This is a genomic window from Aeromonas sp. HMWF016 (assembly GCF_963878195.1).
GTDB lineage: Bacteria > Pseudomonadota > Gammaproteobacteria > Enterobacterales > Aeromonadaceae > Aeromonas > Aeromonas lacus.
Window position 1 is genome coordinate 46,404 of record NZ_CAWNWX010000077.1, and the last position, 18,491, is coordinate 64,894.

The window sequence follows — 18,491 nt, forward strand, 5'->3', positions numbered from 1 at the left end:
TTTTTCACGGCGACACTGGGCAAATATAGTGGCTTACCTGCCACAAAGCATCTCAATTCCCTATATCAGCGTCTATCAACACCGTCAGGAGCCATCATGCGCCATCTTTCTGTCATCGGCCTCGGGGCCATGGGCTCCGCCCTCGCCACCACCCTGCTCAAGGCGGGCCATCCGGTCACCGTCTGGAATCGCAGCGCCGCCAAGGCGGCCCCGCTGCAGGCGCTGGGTGCGACACTCGCCCCCTCGGTTGGCGCGGCCATCGCCGCAAGCGATATCACCCTTGTCTGCGTCGATAACTACACCGTCAGCCAGCAGCTGCTGGATGAGGCGATCGACGCCGTGGCGGACAAGCTGCTGGTGCAGCTCTCCACCGGCAGCCCGCAGGGGGCAAGAGCGCTGGAGAGCTGGAGCCACGCCCGCGGCGCCCGTTATCTCGATGGCGCCATTCTCTGCTTCCCGGATCAGATCGGCACCAGCGATGCCAGCATCATCTGCTCGGGGGCCAGCACCGCCTTTAGCGACGCCGAGCCGGTGCTGCGCCTGCTCGCCCCCACCCTCGACCATGTGGCCGAGGCGGTGGGCGCCGCTGCGGCGCAAGATTGCGCCGTCGCCGCCTACTTTGCCGGTGGTCTGCTAGGTGCCCTGCACGGCGCGCTGATCTGCGAGGCGGAAGGGCTACCGGTGGCCAAGGTGTGCGCCCAGTTCAGCGAGCTGTCGCCGATCTTGGGGGGCGATGTGGCCCACCTTGGCAAGACGCTGGCGAGCGGCGATTTCGATCACCCCTACGCCAGCCTGAAAACCTGGAGCGCCGCCATCAGCCGCCTCGCCGGTCACGCCAGCGACGCCGGGATCGACAGCCGCTTCCCGCGTTTTGCCGCCGATCTGTTTGAGGAAGGGGTGGCGCAAGGGTTTGGTCAGCAGGAGGTGTCAGCCCTCATCAAGGTGCTGCGGGCACGCAATGGAGCGGCACTATGAACGGTAAACAAATCGCACTGGTCACCGGCGCCGCTGGCGGGATTGGCCGCCAGCTCTGTATCGGGCTGGCCGAGGCGGGTTATCGGGTGATTGCCACCGATCTGGCTCCTCACGCTTTCGACCATCCCGAGATCCACTTTCATCCGCTCGACTTGCGCGATGAGCAGGCCATCGAACGCCTCTTTGCCGAGGTGCGCGCGCAACATGGCGGCATCCATCTGCTGATCAACAACGGCGCCATCAGCAAGTTCCACACCCGCTTCGAGGATCTGAGCGCAGCCCAGTTCGATCAGGTGATGACGGTCAATGTGCGCGGCGCCATGCTCTGTGCCCGCGCCTTTGTGCAGGCCAATCGCGGTTTGCCCTATGGTCGCATCATCAATATCGCCTCCACCCGCTGGCAGCAGAACGAACCGGGCTGGGATGCCTACGGCGCCTCCAAGGGGGCACTGGTCGCCCTCACCCAGTCCCTCGCCAACTCGCTGGCTGACGACCCCATCACGGTCAATGCCATCAGTCCGGGCTGGATCCAGGCGGAGGATTACCACACCCTGACCGAGGCGGATCACCGCCAGCACCCGAGTGGCCGGGTCGGTCGCCCCGACGACATCACCCGTGCCTGCCTCTTTCTGGCGGATCCCCAGAACGACTTTATCAACGGCGCCAATCTGGTGGTCGATGGCGGGATGAGCAAGAAGATGATCTATCACACCTCCGCCTCCTTCTGGGAGGAGTAACCCCTGCGGCGGCAGCCTCGCCCCGGCCTGCCGCCGACGCCTTTTTGCCCGTTTTTTCATCGCTTTTGCCCCGCCACCCTTGCACTGCCCTGACCGACTGGCAACAATAGGCACTCAACTGACCCCTCTTCATTTCGCCCGTTAATTGATCGCCCAACTCATCGCGTTGGCGGGCTGTTTCCGTTAAAATGACGGGTTTTTGCCGTGCCTGGTTTGCCAATCCCCACCATCAGGCACTCGCAGCGTGAATCCTATGATGCCAGTGATGCAGGATCTGCCATGAACAACTACTTTCGGGTGCTGGGCGTCAAGTCCAACGCCAGCGAAAACGACATCAAGAAAGCCTATCGTCGGCTATCGAACCAGTACCACCCCGACAAGCTGCACGGGGCCAGTGAAGAAGAGAAAGAGCAGGCAGCCATCAAGCTGCACCAGGTAAAGCAGGCCTATGAAGTGCTGTCCGATCCGAAACAGCGGGCCGCCTTTATCAAGGATTTCAACAACGTCATCGTGACCGACCCCGCCTCCGCCATGCAGGAGATGTGGGATCAGTTCTACCCCTGAAACAGCAGGCAGAAAGAGCAACTATGCAAAAGAGATGGGACCAGGCGCGGCTCAAGTCGCTGCAAAGCGATGCCAGCGAAAACATCGAATCCTACCGGGATCAGGACGACCCCAAGGGGCTGGAACAGTTCACCGACCAGATGAAGAGCCTGCTGCTGGCCGACATGAGCATGCTGGAGTTTATGCCCGAGTATCTGCCGCTGGCCCTCTATGGCCGGGTGCAGTTCCCGGCCAAGGCCAAGTCGCAGTGGAACAAGTGGCTCGCCAGCGGCGAGCTGCCGGGCTGGGACGAGTTCAAGGTGAGCGTCGGCTTCAACAACGCCGCCCTGCCGCTGGTCAAGGCGGTGCGGGCCCAGAGCGAAGATCAGCTGATGGAAGCCTGCGCCGTGCTGTTCCTGCTCGACAACCCGCTGCCGCGCGGCGGCCACCGTGCCGATGACGACTACGAGCTGCGCGACGAAGAAGATGAAGACGGGGAAGATGCCGACGCCGACTATCATGGCGGCAGTGACCGCTATGGTGATGACGACGGCGATCAGGATATGTACGACGAAGTCCGTTTCTAATTGGGGCAAGGCATGAGCAACAGTCTGATAGAAATTACCGCCATCGAGATCAAAGAGCTGGCCGTTATCGAGCCGAAGCAGGCCAGCGAGAAGTTCGAGCTGATCGCCAAGACCATGTCTGACGACCAGCTGGCAGAAGTGATTGAAAACATTGATATCGTTACCCTGACCCAGATTAACGGCCAGCACGATATCTCCTTCCCCTCCATCATCTCCGAGCTAATGACCCCGGAGCGGATCCGCGACATCGTCTGCCAGCAGCCGCTCTACTGGGAGGAGGCGATCAAGAACAACGCCGACGAACTGCAACAGCACACCTTCGACTTCCTCAACTACCTGATCCGCACCCAGGATAGCGAAGCCAAGCAGCGCGAGATCCTCGAGTGCGTGGCCGAAGATCCGGCCGGTCTCTTCTACCTCGCCATCCCCTTTATCGAGTTCTATCGCGGCGATCGCTATGAAGAGGACGAAGGGTATCGCGACGTGCTGCACGCAGAAGAGGAAGATCTCGAAGAGTCCCTGCGCTACAGCGAGCGCCAGCAGAGCGAGGATGTCCACGACTACGCGCTGGATGACCCGCGCAGCCTCTTGATGCTGATCCGCGAGCTGGCGCCCGAGGTGGAGAAAGCCATCAAGGCGCTGCTGCGCAACGAGCACTCCACCTGGGACGGCATTATCAACAAGTTTGCCGCCGAGCTGGTGATGCAGGCCAAAGAGAAGAACAAGGTCGAGGAAGACGAGTACGGCGACGTCGACGACATGTTCAGCTTTCTGGATTAAGGAGCCCATTCATGCAGTTAGTCATTCGCGATGCCAACCAGGGCCCCTTTCTGACCCAGGTGCTGCGCTTTGGCCGCGACAATGAACGTTTGAGCGAGCAACAGCTGGCCGCCATCAAGGGCAAGGCGGTGCTGATGAGCCTCAAGTTCGCCGACAAGTACTACAACAAGTACAAGATGCACCTGCTGGAACAGGCCGCCCACGACGTTATCGGCGTGGTGAGCCTCGGCCTGCAGGAACTCTCGGCGCGAGATCCGGCCAAGGCGCTGGCGCTGCTGCAGGCGCCGGAAGGCCCCATCAAGCCGTTCCAGAAGGGCTGGTCGATGCTTATCACCGTCAGCCCCAAGCAGGCTGGCAACAGCCTCTACGGTGACGTGGATGCCCGCCTGCTGGACAAGATCTCGAGCCCGCCCGATGTGGAGGAGTGGCAAGGGTGGCAGGAGTACGAGAAGGCGCTAACCGAGCACAACAAGAGCCGCCTGATGGAGCTCATCGACCAGCACTTCTTCGCCTGCGAGAGCGACCACCCCACCATGGAGGACAAGCTGGCCGAAGCGCTGCTCTACCGCATCCTCTGCGGCAAGGGCAGTGGCGCCGCCCCGCTCAAGGTGAAGCAGGATCTCAAGCGAAAACTGGCGCGGGAGATTGAGCTCGACGAGGGCTGGTACGACACCGACTATCTCGCCGCCCAACTCGCCCTGATGCTGAGCGCGCTGCCCGCCGACATGGCCGCCACACTGCGGCAGGAGCTGAGCCCGGGCTTTGTGCCCAATCTGCTGCACACCCTCGGCTTTGTGCGCCAGTACCAGCTGCTGCAAAAAGAGAACGCCTCGCCGGAGAAGCTCGACAACATCGAGATGCGCGCCGGTCTCAAGCACCCGCTGCTCGGCTGGCCGCTCTACCACAACTTCTAGGGCGCACTTCGCCGCCTCTTTTGTTGCCCCCAATGTGGGATGACCCAACGCCCGGCCAGCCGGGCGTTGTTATATCCGGGATGTTCCCCTCACCCTAACCCTCTCCCAAAGGGAGAGGGGACAAGCGCAAGCCTCCCTCGGGCTGCCGAGCAACACGTGGGGTACACCAAGCGCAACGCATTGCACCGGCAATCTGGGGAACAGATCAGTGGTGCAACTCACTCTGTTCATTGCCCTCTGTGGCTCTTGTCACTGCGCGGGGCCATACGCCAATCCCGGATATTTATTCACTCAAAGAATGAAACTGAATAAATAAGCTGCCACTCAACATGTTGGCAGCGATGGCGCGAGAGCAGCCAAAAGCGGGATGGCGATCCCACTATCAGATCAGCCAAGGCCAAAGCGGGCTCCATTCAACCCCACTCAATCTGATTGCCGCCCCGCCAGCGCCAGCGTTTCAGCAGCCAAAACCGCATAAAAAACCGGAATAGATCAATAAAAGACAATTAATCTCGCCAGATTAAATTTCAGGTATGGCTATTTGCACCGCTTGACCGCTAAATGACAGACCGGCCTTCAGACCAGCATGGAAGCGCACAAGGCTAGCCGGCAGCAGACCGGTACGCTCTCAGGACGAGTTATGACTTTCTTCTCTCACAGGAGACAGACCGTGAGCGCTTCGAATCAACACCCCACCATTCCCCCCGGCTCCGGGGCGCTGTTCTTTATCCAGACCTTCTCGACCCTGGGGTTTGCCGTGCTCTACTCCACGCTGGTGCTCTACGCCACCAAGCGGCTCGGCTTCAGCGAATCCCAGGCCAACGCCATGATGGGGGTCTTCGGGGCCTTCAACTATGGCCTGCACCTGTTTGGCGGCTATCTAGGCGGGCGCTACCTCAGCAACCGCAACCTGTTCGTGATGGGGATGGTGCTGCAGGTGATTGGCTGCTACTTCATCGCCGAGATGGGGATCACCGGCCTCTACTGGGGGCTCGCCATGTTCCTCACCGGCAGCGGCCTCAACGTCACCTGCCTCAACATGATGCTGACCCAGCGCTTCGCCCCGGATGACCACCGCCGCGAGAGCGCCTTCCTGTGGAACTACGCCGGGATGAATCTGGGCTTCTTTATCGGCTTCACGGTGGCGGGCTACTTCCAGCTCACCGAGGATTACCGCACCCTGTTCCTGTTTGCGACGCTGGGCAACATCATCGCCATCATCGCCACCTTCGCCTGCTGGTCGATTCTGGCGGATATCAGCACCCCGCTGCGCCATGTCAAAGGGAGCGGCTTCTACCGCCGCATGCTGGCCGGGATCGCCATTCTGGCCATGTTAGTGCCGGCGCTGCGTCTGCTGCTGACCCACGCCAGTTTCAGCGGCAGCTTCGTGCTGATCCTGGGGGCTGTGGTGCTGGTGCTGCTCTGCGTGATGACCGCCCGCCACCCGGACGCCGCCGAGCGAAGCCGCATGGTGGCCTACCTGATCCTTGCCCTCGGCTCCCTCATCTTCTGGTCGCTCTACCAGCTGGCTCCCATGGGGCTGATGCTCTTCTCCGAGCACAACATCAACCTCAACGTGTTCGGGCTGCGGGTCGCCCCCCAGTGGATCCAGAACATCAACACCCTCGTCATCGTCATCGGTGGCCCCCTGATGGCACTGCTGTTCAAGCGACTGCGCGAGCAGGGTTGGAATATCGATATCCCCTCCCAGTTTGCCGCCTCCCTGTTCTGCATGGGGCTCGGCATGCTGGTGCTACCGCTCGGTATCCATCTGGCGGGGGCCGACGGGCTGGTCGCCTTCAAGTGGATCGCCATCAGCTATGTGCTGCAGAGCTTTGGCGAGCTGCTGATCTCCCCCATCGGTTACGCCATGATCGGCAAGCTGGCCCCCGCCAGCCTGCAGGGTCTGCTGATGGGCTGCTGGATGATGGTGACCGGCGTTGCCTCGGTGCTGGCGGGCTATGTCTCCAGCGCCATGCCGCAGAATATCGGCAGCTCTCCGGTAGCCACCAACCCGGGCTACAGCTCGGTGTTCAATATGCTGGGCTGGGGCTCGATGGCGGGCGGTATCGTCCTGCTGTTGCTGGTGCCCCGTCTGCGCCTGCTGATCGCCTCGAAAATTGCCCCGCAACCGGCGGCGACAGCCATTCCCGTCTGATCGGCTTGCACCAGCAAGCGGCATGAGCCGCAGACAAGACCAGAGGCCCCGCAATCATGGATTGCGGGGCCTCTGCTTTTGGCAACATGGATCGGAAAACGCCTGTTTAGACTTCGCTAATCAGCGCAAATCGCCTTATCCAACAAGGCAATCCGGTTACCTTCAGAGTCCTGAAACTCGGCCACCTTGATGGCTTCCCCCACCAGGGTCACGGGGTAAAGTAACTTGGCGCCCGCCGATAGAGCATCCGCCATAACACGATCAATATTGTTCACGGTCAGATAGATACGCGTGCCATCCAGACTTGGAACATAACTCTCCCCTCTGGCCAAGGCACCGGAACAGCCCTCAGCACCATCAATAAGCGGGAATAGCGCCATCTCATTGCCATCGATCTCGGCACGCTCGAACTCGATATCAAAAACAGCAGAATAAAAGGCGATTGCCCGCTGCATATCCGTCACCGGAATTTCAAAATGCATCCCAATATTTACCATCTAACCCCTTCCTTGTTAGCTAGCGATAGCACAGTGCAGACCAAGTCATGCCCCATTATTGCCATGATACTATCCATCAAATCCACGCAAGCGGGTCAACATCGAGGCTATTTGTTGAGCAAGTAGGTGGATTTGACCCCTTAACTCCAGCGCCATGCCGCAGAATATCGGCAGCTCTCCGGTGGCCACCAACCCGTGCTACAGCTCGGTGTTCAACATGCTGGGCTGGGGATCGATGGCGGGCGGGATCGTCCTGCTGTTGCTGGTGCCCCGTCTGCGCCTGCTGATCGCCTCGAAAATCACCCCGCCTCCGGCGGCGACAGCTATCCCCGTCTGATAGGTTTGAACCACTTGGCGGCGTGAGCCGCAGACAAGACCAGAGGCCCCGCCATCATGGATTGCGGGGCCTCTGCTTTTGGTGGGATGGCTGGTTCGTTTCAGGCTGCTGGTGCAACGCCGATGGTTATTTTTGCACCAAAGCAACCAATCTATTTTTTTACTGTCGCACTGATGAAACAATCGCGCAGATCGGGGTGTAAGGGAAATCTGCACAGCCCTGACCACCCAGTAGGTATTTCCCGCCGACAGGGGTACGATGATTGAAGTCGGAGCCATATAGCGACGGCTGTTTGCCGGGTCGCCCTATGCCACCCGCCATATACTCAAAGCCTTGTGAGCCCGGCTCACCATGAATAAGGAGAGATGAGATGTATATGTTTTTGCCCTTCCTGCTGGCGCTGATAACGGGGATCAGCATCTTGCTGAACAAGCGCGGCGCCTCCTATCTGCTCTGGGCTGTGTTGCTGGTGGTGACCCTGCTCTCCTTTATGCACCATGTGACCGACCCGCTCACCCTCTCGTTCTAGGAGCCCGCCATGAGCCTTTCGACCTCTGCCACCGCCGCGAAGAGTGACCTGCCCCAGCTGCTCGACACGCTGGGGCTGGCGGGCATCTGCCTGACCCTGCTCGTCGCCTTCTATTACCAGCTCTATCTTGCCGAACTCCCCTGCCCCTTGTGTTTATTGCAGCGGGTCGGCCTGGTCGTCGCCGGTTTCGGCTTTATGTTCAACCTGCAATTTGGCGCAAAAGGGGCCCACTACGGCATCGTGATTGTCGGCGCCCTGACCACCGCCATGATCGGCGCCAGACAGGTGCTGCTGCATATTCTGCCCGGCGATCCCGGCTATGGTTCCACCTTTCTCGGGCTGCACTTTTATAGCTGGTCGCTGGTCAGCGCCCTGCTGATCATCCTGGCCGTCGCCCTGATATTGATGGTGCGGGACGGGCTCGCCATTACGCTGCCCAAGCTGGATCTGACGCGCTGGGGGCGCATGGCCTCCCTGCTGTTTGTCTTGCTGATTGCGGCAAACCTGATCTCGACCGTGCTGGAGTGCGGCGCGGGACAGTGCGCCGATAATCCCGTCATCTATGAGCTACTGAGCCTGCGTTAAAAGGTGGCGGCCAGTCCGCCACCTTTTATTGCCGCCTTATATTGCCCAAAGGCGCAACAAACCCGGCTCATTGCAGCGGCAACCTCGCGGATTCAATAACGGTGCAATTTCATTGCACCCTACGGTTACCTCCCCTCACCCTGACCCTCTCCCAAGAGGAGAGGGGATCTGCGCCTGCCAACCTGTAGTCGTAGCTGTCACGCATTCCAAAATTGCTGCAATCCGGGCTCCTTTCTCCCACTCTTTGCCATAGATAAGGAAAGAAGGGTCGGAGATGAGGGAGGGTAAAAGAAGGAATCATCAATCATTCTGTTATTTGGCAACCAAACATAAACGCTTGAGCAACTGATAAAGAAATACTGGTTGAATAACAGTCAGTCCAATAGTCAACCAAGCCAATGTAGTCATGTTGCCAAGGTGGTCATCGACATTCGTTAGAATCATCGAAGACACTACGGCAGCCGAACCACTGAATATATGTTGAAAAACATTTTGTAATGACATGAACCCCGCTCTTTCCCAAGGTGCTGCAACTTGACTATTAACAGCAGCGACAGTGATCGTTCGTGTTGATGTAACAGCCATGAATAACGTGAAAATCACTATGGTCGGCAACCAAGGGGCACGCAAGAAGCCATCCCAAACAATGACAATAGTCAATATTCCCATCAAAACAGTCACTCTCATTGCGCCAAAACGGTCAATAAAAAATCCTCCAAGCTGCATTGCAATCAGGGTAAATATACCCCCCATGACATAGTAATAACTCATGTCACCACGAGGTACATCAAGGTTAAATTGAAAATAAGCAGCAATATTTGGAACCATAAGAAAGGTGCTGAAAATTGCCAACCCAATTGCCATAAACGCATTCCATGCCACAGGTCGCTTCAACATTTCCATTGATGAAAATGCTTTCTGATTCAGTCCCAAGTGGGCTGTCATAGCGGGCAGTCTTATATAAGCCGCGATACAGACAGACACTCCCAAGCCACCGACAACATAAAAAGGTGCACTCCATCCTTTCAACATTGCCAGCTCCAATCCCAACGGTACACCGGCAATCGCTGACAAAGAAAATGCCCCCATCACGATGGCCATCGCTCGACCACGTTGATCTATTGGTGTGGCATCCACAACGATCGCCAGAGCAATAGATGTTGCCGGACCGGCAAACATACCGGCCAGCAAGCGGGTAAATAATAAACTTTCCATATCCCATGCCAATGCGCAGGCCCAAGTGGATAGCGTGATACCAAACAATGTGATCAGCGCAACATGCTTTCTATCAAATCGGTCGAGATATCTGGCACATAGCAACGATGATAGCGCGGCGGCCAGTGCATATCCGCCACCTAAATATCCTATGTAGGCTGGACTTATATTTAGTGCGCGAGATAAATCAGGCCCGAGAGGCATAATCATCATGAAATCAAGAGCACTGACCAATTGAATCAATGCGGCCAACCAAACAACGTTAAAATCCATAACCGAACTATTATTGTGAGTTTTTTTAGCCACATTATTTTTATCTAGCATCATAGTGTTTACTCTCAATCTTTAGAGATAAAAAGTATACCCACTATCACATTTTAATTTTATTCGTTAAAATGGCATGAATTGTTATCAGATTAGGGATAATCAATGCGTACCGGCATGGAATTGAACGCGCTGAAAATTTTCATTGCAGTGGTTGAAAACAACAGTTTTGTCGGGGCATCTAAAACCCTTCAAATCCCCACCTCAAATGTGAGCCGCAGTATTTCTCAATTGGAAGAAGCCTTGAACCTTAAACTGATTGAACGCTCAACCCGCCATATGAAGCTCACACAATCAGGGCAACTGCTCTATACCCGAGTAAAACCACTGCTGGAATCACTGGAGCAAACCGAGGCTGAATTGACATCACAGCAGATTCAGCTGAAAGGGCCATTACGCATCTGCATCCCAAATGAGGCTGGGCCAAAACTGCTCGGTACTGCCATTGCCGACTTTGCCTGTCAACATCCTGAAATAACGATCAGCTGCATTACCAATCTCTCCGGACTTGAATCATTAAGAGAGGATTTGGACATGGCAATCATCATTCACAGAGGCAAGATGGATGATTGCGATTACATAGCCAGCCATTTGACCACCATTCCCTGTACTGTTGTTGGCTCCCCTTCATTGATCCAGAAGTGGGGGCTTCCCAACCACACATCACAACTCAAAACTCTCCCCTGCATAACTACGGTGAGCGCACTGAAAGGGATGCCTTGGCAATTTACTCGCACGAGCAGTGAATTTTCCACCATCCAGGTGAATGAACACTACCGGGTCAATAGTGGCGAACTGGCGTTAAAAGCAGCAATAGCCGGAGTAGGTTTTGCCATTCTTGCCAAGGTATCTTGCCAGGATTTTATTGATGATGGCAGCTTGGTTGAAATTGAACTTGAGCTACCCGCCGCCCCATTGCAGTTGTTTGCTGTTTATGCGAATCGCCAATATCTTCCTGCTAAAACGCGTGTATTTATTGAGTTCGTACGACAAAATATTATGGGCTATCAGTAGCTAAAATCGGTAAAACCTCAACAGGTCAGGCTAACTTTTCAAAATATCAAAAGGTGCCTTCCAGTTTTTAGCATTCGTGAACATCTGATTACGCTGCGCTAGTCGGATCTACGGCCCCTCACCCTAGCCCTCTCCCAAAAGGAGAGGGAACAAATCAATACCAACCTTTGGCCCTAGTGGTCATGCCATCACCCAGCGGTGATTCCGGCGCTCCCTTCTCCCCTTGCGGGAGAAGGGTTGGGGATGAGAGGGGGCAAGCTATCACAGCAGTAATCGACATACGGCAGAGCATTGAATCAAGTAGGCTCGCGCAGCTAAGCGTAATCAGAATAATAAGAGTTATATTTCTTTCGTCTCCATTCCTCATCCATTATACAAACAATATTCACCTGAAAATCCAAGAATCCTTAAAATATACTCACCAATCAAGTCCCGCCCTTGTGAATACAAAGTAAAAACACTCTCTCCATTTGCTAATGATATACCTTCATGTATTAGGCTATTACGTTCACTCAGAATTCCACAAGGCAGTTCCATGCCAGTATCAGAGAGCATTCTTTTAATTAATAAAGAGCTATCTTTAATTTTACAATCACTACCCCTATAATAAAACCAACCATCTTTAAATTGGTATCCATTAGCTTTCGCATATGTGGATTTTAAGCATTCAAGCAACGTGTAAAATAGTGACAACTTTATCTCTACTTGCAATTGCTTAGCGTCAGCGGTTGTAAAATAGTCAATAACAACATTTAACCTCCTTGTATGATAGAGTTCATCAAATCGAACCCAACAGCTTTCAATGAATCTTTTGATCAACAATCCATTGGTAGCACTTAATAGTGGTGATGCACCTGAATATACACCCATAACTGAGAGCTGTTTGCCATATGATGGTTGATTATTTGTATTTTCTATATATGAGTAAAATACCACCTGAGAGTTTAGTGCAAACGACAACATATAAGATAGCTTGACCATACTAGCTTCAAAATGTGCTATATCCTCTACCCCTTTAACTAAAGCACTCGATGTCTCTATAAATTCATAACGTCGGTCATTTATAAATGACTTATTGAAACCATTTTTTTGAGTCCATTCAACATCATAACCAAAAGCATGAAATGTTATTTTGTTTTTAGACCAGCCACCATCATCAAAATAAGTAATCTCATCACCAATAAAAACTGCATTAGCAAAAAAACATAATATATCCATTGTTCCTTCCAAAATAAAAGGGCGCTTTCGCGCCCTTCTTTATTAATTACCCTTCCTGATTTTCCCCGGCGGCGGGTTCGGCACCGGCGGCGGGTTCAATTTCGATACGATCGACCCGCTGCAAACCGCGGGGCAGCTTGGCGCCACGGCGGCCGCGCTCGCCGCGGTAGTAGTCGAGATCAGAGGGTTTGAGGGTCAGCTTGCGCTTGCCGGCAAACAGGGTGACATATTGCCCCTGCGGGATAATGGCAGCCATCACCATAAACTCTTCCCGCGCCTTGACCCGCGCCGAAGGGATGCTGATCAGCTTGTTGCCCTTGCCCTTGCCGAGTACCGGCAGGGTGTTGAGCGGGAACAGCAGCATGCGCCCCTCGTTGGAGATGGCCATGCAGAGATCGGTCTCTGGCGAGCCAATCTTCTGGGGTGCCATCACCTGACCCCCTTCCGGCACGGTGAGCAGCGCCTTGCCGTTCTTGTTCTTGCCGATAAGGTCGTCATAGGTGCAGACAAAGCCGTAACCGGCATCGGAGCAGATGAGGTAGGGCTCACCCTCGTTGCCCATCACCAGATGGCGCACCTCTTCCCCTGCCCCCAGCGCAAAGCGGCCGGTGAGCGGTTCGCCCTGACTGCGCGCAGATGGCAAGGTGTGAGATTCGAGGGCGTAGGTTCTCCCCAGCGTGGAGAGGAACACCGCCTGCTGGTTGCTGCGGCCACAGGCGTGGGCCAGATAGCTGTCCCCCGCCTTGTAGGAGAGCCCCGCCACGTCCACATCGTGGCCCTTGGCCGCGCGCACCCACCCCTTGTCGGAGAGGATGACAGTGACCGGTTCGCTCGGCACCAGCTCTTTCTCGGTCAGCGCCACGGCAGTGGCACGCTCCACCAACGGAGTGCGGCGATCGTCGCCGTACTTCTCGGCATCGGCCAGCAGCTCTTTCTTGAGCAGGGTGTTGAGACGGCGCTCGGAGCCCAGGATCAGCTCCAGCTTGTCGCGCTCTTCGGCCAGTTCGTTCTGTTCGGCGCGCAGCTTGAACTCTTCGAGCTTGGCCAGATGGCGCAGTTTCAGCTCGAGGATCGCTTCGGCCTGGGTCTCGGTAATGTTGAAGCGCTCCACCATCACCTTGCCCGGCTCATCCTCGGTGCGGATGATCTCGATCACCTCGTCGATGTTGAGGTAGGCGATCAGCAAGCCTTCGAGGATGTGCAGGCGAGCCAGCACCTTGTCGAGGCGGAACTGCAGGCGGCGACGCACCGTCTCGCGGCGGAACTGGATCCACTCGCTGAGGATGGTCTTGAGGCACTTCACCTGCGGCCGGTTGTCGAGGCCGAGGATGTTGAGGTTGACCCGGTAGTTCTTCTCCAGATCCGTGGTGGCGAACAGGTGGGCCATCAGCCCCTCTACATCCACCCGGTTGGAGCGCGGTACGATCACCAGACGGGTCGGGTTCTCGTGGTCAGATTCATCGCGCAGATCGGTCACCATCGGCAGCTTTTTCGCCACCATCTGGGCGGCGATCTGCTCCATGATCTTGGCGCCGGAGGCCTGATGAGGCAGCGCTGTGATGACGATGTCGCCATCCTCCTCGCTCCAAACCGCCCGCTGCTTGATGGAGCCCTTGCCGGTCTCGTAGATTTTGCGGATATCTTCGCGCGGGGTGATGATCTCGGCGTTGGTCGGGTAGTCCGGCCCCTGAATGTGCTGCATCAACACATCCAGCCCCGCATTGGGGTTGTCGAGCAGCTCGGCACAGGCGTAAGCCACTTCCCGCGCGTTGTGGGGCGGGATGTCGGTCGCCATCCCCACCGCAATACCGGTCACCCCGTTAAGCAGGATGTGCGGCAGGCGGGCAGGCAGCACCACGGGTTCTTTCATAGTGCCGTCGAAGTTCGGCGTCCACTCCACCGTGCCCTGACCCAGCTCGGAGAGCAGCAGCTCGGAGAAGCGGGACAAACGCGCCTCGGTATAACGCATGGCCGCGAAGGATTTGGGATCGTCCGGCGCACCCCAGTTGCCCTGACCATCCACCAGCGGGTAGCGGTAGGAGAAGGGCTGGGCCATCAGCACCATGGCTTCGTAACAGGCGCTGTCGCCGTGGGGGTGGTACTTACCCAGCACGTCACCCACGGTACGGGCGGACTTCTTGTGCTTGGACAGCGCCGACAGACCCAGCTCGCTCATGGCGTAGATGATGCGCCGCTGCACCGGTTTGAGGCCATCGCCGATATGCGGCAAGGCCCGATCCATGATGACGTACATGGAGTAGTTCAAGTAAGCCTGTTCGGTAAAGGTGCGCATTGGCTGGCGCTCTACCCCGTCCAGACTGAGCTCGATAGCATCACTCATGTGATTTTCTCTTTCGGTTCGGGAGCCGCCACAGGGCGACTCCGGCTAAATGCTTGCCGGCCCCGACAGGGCCGGCCGACGGCTTAGATGATGGCGAGGTTGCCCTTCTCTTCAAGCCATTCGCGGCGATCACCCGCCCGCTTCTTGGCCAGCAGCATGTCCATCAGCTGCAGGGTCTCGTCAGCCGCATCCCCTTCACTCTCTCCTGCCGGCTCCATGGTGAGCTGCACCAGACGGCGAGTGTTGGGATCCATGGTGGTTTCCCGCAGCTGTTTCGGGTTCATCTCACCCAAACCCTTGAATCGGGTCACCATCACCTTGCCCTTCTTCTTCTCGGCTTCGACCCGCTGCAGCACGCCGTTCTTCTCGTCCTCATCGAGGGCGTAGTAGACCTCTTTACCGATATCGATCCGGTAGAGGGGCGGCATGGCGACATAGACATGGCCCTTCTCCACCAGCGTGCGGAAGTGCTTCACAAAGAGGGCGCAGAGCAGGGTGGCGATGTGCAGACCGTCCGAGTCCGCATCCGCGAGGATGCACACCTTGCCATAGCGCAGGCCACTGAGGTCGTTGGAGTCGGGATCGAGCCCGATGGCGACCGAGATGTCGTGCACTTCTTGCGAGGCGAGCACCTGACCGGCCTCCACCTCCCAGGTGTTCAGGATCTTGCCGCGCAGCGGCATGATGGCCTGAAACTCGCGATCCCGCGCCTGCTTGGCACTGCCGCCCGCGGAGTCACCCTCCACCAGGAACAACTCGCCCTGCATGGGGTCGGCGCAGTTGCAGTCGGTCAGCTTGCCGGGCAGCGCCGGGCCTTGCGTTATCTTCTTGCGCACCACCGTCTTGGCGGCGCGCATCCGGCGCTGGGCGCTGGAGATGCAGAGCTCGGCGATCTGCTCCGCCAGCTCTGTGTTGCTGTTCAAGTAAAGGCTGAAGGCGTCCTTCACCACGCCGGAGACGAACGCCGAGCTCTGGCGGGAGGAGAGGCGCTCCTTGGTCTGACCGGCAAACTGCGGGTCCTGCATCTTGATGGAGAGGATGTAGGCGCAGCGATCCCAGATATCTTCCGGAGTCAGCTTGACCCCGCGCGGCAGCAGGTTGCGGAACTCGCAGAACTCGCGCATGGCGTCGAGCAGGCCCTGACGCAGACCGTTGACGTGAGTACCGCCCTGGGCGGTGGGGATCAGGTTTACATAGGATTCGGCGAGGCATTCGCCCCCTTCTGGCAGCCAGCAGAGCGCCCAGTCCACCGCCGACTGCTCGGAGCTGAACGAGCCGATAAAGGGCTGCTCCGGCAGGCAGGTGAACTGCTTGACCGCGTCGATCAGATAATCCTTGAGGCCATCTTCGTAGCACCACTCCAGCTTGATGCCGGTGTTCTTGTCGAGGAACTTGATGGTGAGGCCAGGGCAGAGTACCGCTTTCGCTTTCAGCAGGTGTTCCAGCTTGGTGACCGAGAAGCGGGGCGAGTCGAAGTAGCTCGCCTGCGGCCAGAAGCGCACCCGGGTACCGGTGTTGCGACGCCCGCAGGTGCCGGTGATGGTCAGCTCCTGCACCTTCTCGCCACGCTCGAAGGCGATGTCGTAGACCTGACCGTCGCGACGTACCGTCACCTCAACCCGATCGGAGAGGGCGTTTACTACCGAAATACCCACCCCGTGCAAACCGCCGGAGAACTGGTAGTTCTTGTTGGAGAATTTGCCGCCCGCGTGCAGCTTGCAGAGGATAAGCTCCACCCCGCTGACACCCTCTTCCGGGTGGATGTCGACCGGCATGCCGCGGCCGTCGTCGATCACTTCGAGGGACTGGTCTTCATGCAGGATCACCTCCAGATTGCGGGCGTGACCTGCCAGCGCTTCATCGACGCTGTTGTCGATGACCTCCTGGCCGAGGTGGTTGGGCCGGGTGGTGTCGGTATACATGCCGGGGCGGCGACGCACCGGTTCAAGGCCATTGAGGACCTCAATGGCATCCGCATTGTATTGAGTAGACATGGAGGGCCTTGCGAATTGACGTTTGGGGAGAATCTTACTCGTTGGGAGGGTATTGGACAAACTTGGCTGCGGGAAAGGGTGATCCGGAGGGGATTGTCTCCCTCCGGAGGCTATTTCAGCTCCCCTCGGCGGGGCCCGGCAGCGCCTGTTGCAGCTGGGAGAGCGAGCTTTGCAGCCGCCACACCATGCCTGCCAGCTCTCGCGCCGCGCCATCACCATGGTTGGCCAGCCCCTGACTGATCCGCTGCAGCTCGGCCAGCGTGCGGCCGAGAGAGGCGTGCTGCACCCCCTGCTCGGTGAGGATCCCCTTCAGGCAACGGATGCAGTTGTCGCGCACCAGATAGAGGGGGTGCTCGTCACCGCGCCACTGGCGCAGCTGCCAGACGATATGGCTGCAGTTGAGCAGCACCACGCCCCAGCGCAATACCCACATGCGGGCGGTCTGATCCTGACTCTGACCCAGCTGGCTGATGCAGTGGTAGATCAGCGACTCGAACTGGCTCTCGCTCTGGCGCGGGGCCGGCTCCAGCTGATCCATGAAATGGCGGCGCAGGGAGCGGATTATGCGGCGGCTCTTGCGCCGATCCGAACTGGGGCGCAGCAGTTGGAACGCCAGCGCGGCGCTCATCACCCCTAGCATCTGGGCGAGGCTGCTGTTGATGAACTGCTGATAGTCGTAGCTGGGCGGATTGGTGATGGCGAGAAACGAGCCGAGCAGCACAATCATCTGGCCCCAGAGGCCAGCCTGACGCACTTGCTGCTGTTTGCAGAGCTGCATGGTAAGCAGCGCCGGAAAGAGCAAGATGCAGAAGACCCAGAAGTCGTCGATGCGGATCATCAGGCCAAACTTGACCGCAAAGCAGATGAGGCTCAGCAACAGGATCGCCCTGAGCATGGTGTTGGCCCCCTGGGCCGGTGCCGGGGTCGCCGAGTAGAGCACGCAACAGATGGAGAGCATGGTGAGCGCCGAACTGCCCGCATCCCACTGACTGTTGATCCAGAAGGTGCAACCGAGCAGCACGCAGAGGAAGGTACGCCCGCCGTTGTAGGCCGCCTCCAGCGTGTCGGTATGGCTGGTGAGGGAAGTGTGACTGGGCGGCGCCGGCCACTCCTGATCGTCGTAGCGGGTCAACCGGTCGAGCCAGCGCTGGCACTCCAGATAGCTCCAGCAAAAGTGGCGCAGCCGCAGCAAAAAGGTGCGCAGCCGATAATCATGCTCGCTGGTCGGCATCAGGGGAGCCAGCAACCTCGCAATCCGATACTTGTCGCACTCCGGCTTGCCAAGCTCGGTCAGCAGGGTGGCGAGCAGCGCCTGAATGCCCTCCGGTTGTTCCGGCCAGTTGTGCAGCATGCGGCGCTGGCTGGAGATAAGGCTGATGAGCCGCAGCTGGCGATGGAGCAGGAAGTTGAGCAGCCGGTTCTGGCGCCGCAGCCGGTGATGGCTCCAGACCGCCTGAATGCGCAGCACGTTCATGGTGAGGATCTGGCCGATCAGCCCCTCGTGGGAGCTGCGAACCTCGGGCGTCATCTCCCCCAGCCAGAGCAGCTGGGCATGCTCCAGCAGGCGGGTCTGGCTCTTGCGCAGGGACTCCAGCAGGGTTTCGCTGTCCGAGGTGCTGGGCAGGATCATCATCATCAGGCCACCGCAGAGGATGCCGATGATCACCTCGCTCACCCGCGCCTGGGCAATATCGAAGATATGGTGGGGATCCGCCACATTGACGCAGGAGAAGGCGATGATGG

17 protein-coding genes are annotated in these 18,491 nt (G+C 57.7%); 11 read left to right on the plus strand and 6 right to left on the minus strand.

Annotated elements, in window-relative coordinates; genetic code table 11:
• Positions 1–96: 96 nt before the first annotated feature.
• The 7 genes from AACS24_RS11320 (at position 97) to AACS24_RS11350 (ending at position 6,694) form a co-directional block, all read left to right on the plus strand.
• Positions 97–975, plus strand: coding sequence for an NAD(P)-dependent oxidoreductase (locus AACS24_RS11320; protein ID WP_108570736.1), 879 nt, complete (start codon positions 97–99; stop codon positions 973–975).
• A complete protein-coding gene (locus tag AACS24_RS11325) occupies positions 972–1,712 on the plus strand; it encodes an SDR family NAD(P)-dependent oxidoreductase (RefSeq protein WP_108570737.1) in 741 nt (246 codons plus the stop codon). Before AACS24_RS11320 ends, AACS24_RS11325 begins: the two co-directional genes overlap by 4 nt.
• 279 nt (positions 1,713–1,991) lie before the next feature.
• Positions 1,992–2,276 carry a cold adaptation protein ActJcold adaptation protein ActJ gene (gene atcJ, locus AACS24_RS11330; protein WP_005343121.1) on the plus strand — a complete coding sequence of 95 codons (285 nt, stop codon included), beginning with the start codon at positions 1,992–1,994 and terminating at the stop codon, positions 2,274–2,276.
• A 23-nt stretch (positions 2,277–2,299) separates the two neighbouring features.
• Positions 2,300–2,842, plus strand: coding sequence for a cold adaptation protein AtcA (gene atcA, locus AACS24_RS11335; RefSeq protein ID WP_108570738.1), 543 nt, complete (start codon positions 2,300–2,302; stop codon positions 2,840–2,842).
• A 12-nt stretch (positions 2,843–2,854) separates the two neighbouring features.
• Entirely contained in the window at positions 2,855–3,622 is a 768-nt protein-coding gene (gene atcB, locus AACS24_RS11340) for a cold adaptation protein AtcB (RefSeq protein WP_005335887.1), read from the plus strand.
• 11 nt (positions 3,623–3,633) lie between these two features.
• A complete protein-coding gene (gene atcC / locus AACS24_RS11345; protein WP_108570739.1) occupies positions 3,634–4,536 on the plus strand; it encodes a cold adaptation protein AtcC in 903 nt (300 codons plus the stop codon).
• Between the two features lie 670 nt (positions 4,537–5,206).
• Positions 5,207–6,694 (plus strand): peptide MFS transporter, encoded by a 1,488-nt coding sequence (locus tag AACS24_RS11350; RefSeq protein ID WP_258222904.1) that lies wholly within the window; start codon positions 5,207–5,209, stop codon positions 6,692–6,694.
• A gap of 116 nt (positions 6,695–6,810) precedes the next feature.
• Here the strand turns inward: AACS24_RS11350 and AACS24_RS11355 are convergent, their stop codons facing one another.
• On the minus strand, positions 6,811–7,191 hold the full coding sequence (locus tag AACS24_RS11355) for a VOC family protein (protein WP_108570741.1): 381 nt from the start codon (positions 7,189–7,191) through the stop codon (positions 6,811–6,813).
• Positions 7,192–7,345: 154 nt separating this feature from the next.
• Here AACS24_RS11355 and AACS24_RS11360 point away from each other — a divergent pair, with 154 nt between their 5' ends.
• From AACS24_RS11360 to AACS24_RS11370, 3 genes are all read left to right on the plus strand, one after another.
• Entirely contained in the window at positions 7,346–7,528 is a 183-nt protein-coding gene (locus tag AACS24_RS11360) for a hypothetical protein (protein ID WP_258222905.1), read from the plus strand.
• 370 nt (positions 7,529–7,898) lie between these two features.
• On the plus strand, positions 7,899–8,057 hold the full coding sequence (locus AACS24_RS11365; RefSeq protein WP_162850503.1) for a DUF5993 family protein: 159 nt from the start codon (positions 7,899–7,901) through the stop codon (positions 8,055–8,057).
• A gap of 9 nt (positions 8,058–8,066) precedes the next feature.
• Complete coding sequence (locus tag AACS24_RS11370) at positions 8,067–8,642, plus strand: disulfide bond formation protein B (protein WP_108570742.1); 576 nt, start codon at positions 8,067–8,069, stop codon at positions 8,640–8,642.
• 312 nt (positions 8,643–8,954) lie between these two features.
• Here AACS24_RS11370 and AACS24_RS11375 read toward each other — a convergent pair whose 3' ends face one another.
• Positions 8,955–10,199, minus strand: coding sequence for an MFS transporter (locus tag AACS24_RS11375; RefSeq protein ID WP_108570743.1), 1,245 nt, complete (start codon positions 10,197–10,199; stop codon positions 8,955–8,957).
• A gap of 87 nt (positions 10,200–10,286) precedes the next feature.
• On the opposite strand from AACS24_RS11375, the gene AACS24_RS11380 reads away from it, so the two are divergent.
• The gene (locus AACS24_RS11380; protein ID WP_108570744.1) at positions 10,287–11,195 is read left to right on the plus strand and encodes a LysR family transcriptional regulator; all 909 of its coding nucleotides are present in this window, start codon (positions 10,287–10,289) and stop codon (positions 11,193–11,195) included.
• 363 nt (positions 11,196–11,558) lie between these two features.
• On the opposite strand, the gene AACS24_RS11385 is transcribed toward AACS24_RS11380, so the two are convergent.
• From AACS24_RS11385 to AACS24_RS11400, 4 genes are all read right to left on the minus strand, one after another.
• Positions 11,559–12,413, minus strand: coding sequence for a hypothetical protein (locus AACS24_RS11385; protein WP_146181415.1), 855 nt, complete (start codon positions 12,411–12,413; stop codon positions 11,559–11,561).
• Between the two features lie 46 nt (positions 12,414–12,459).
• Complete coding sequence (gene parC, locus AACS24_RS11390) at positions 12,460–14,754, minus strand: DNA topoisomerase IV subunit A (protein ID WP_108570745.1); 2,295 nt, start codon at positions 14,752–14,754, stop codon at positions 12,460–12,462.
• Positions 14,755–14,837: 83 nt separating this feature from the next.
• Complete coding sequence (parE, locus tag AACS24_RS11395) at positions 14,838–16,748, minus strand: DNA topoisomerase IV subunit B (protein WP_108570746.1); 1,911 nt, start codon at positions 16,746–16,748, stop codon at positions 14,838–14,840.
• A gap of 115 nt (positions 16,749–16,863) precedes the next feature.
• The coding region (locus AACS24_RS11400; RefSeq protein WP_258222907.1) for an FUSC family protein at positions 16,864–18,491 on the minus strand (1,628 nt) is incomplete at its 5' end.